The organism is Rhodobium orientis (assembly GCF_003258835.1).
Lineage (GTDB): Bacteria > Pseudomonadota > Alphaproteobacteria > Rhizobiales > Rhodobiaceae > Rhodobium > Rhodobium orientis.
In genome coordinates, this window is record NZ_NPEV01000196.1 from 1 (window position 1) to 258 (window position 258).

Annotated in this window: 1 protein-coding gene; it reads left to right on the forward strand. The window is 43.8% G+C overall.

From position 1 onward, the window contains the following. Positions 1-225 (forward strand): hypothetical protein (locus CH339_RS25815; protein ID WP_111436870.1); only part of this gene is annotated, 225 nt, incomplete at its 5' end. Positions 226-258 lie beyond the last annotated feature (33 nt).

The following is a 258-nucleotide window of genomic DNA, read 5'->3' on the forward strand; positions in this document are numbered from 1 at the left end:
TATCATGCAAAAGATAAATTCCGCCAGACAAAGGAAACCATTCGCCGCGGCACAAAATTAGACAGGACAGGCCCCTTTTTCTCAAGCTGCATTGCTCTGATCATTATTGGATGTTCCTGGGGGACAAACGCAGAATGGCTCGTCTGGTTAGGGGCCGCAAGTCTTTTAAGCAACGTTTTATTGCTGTTTGCAACATTTTTTCGCCGTAATCAAAAGTCAATTTGACATTCATTGTGCGTCTAATGGATCGTATCGTAG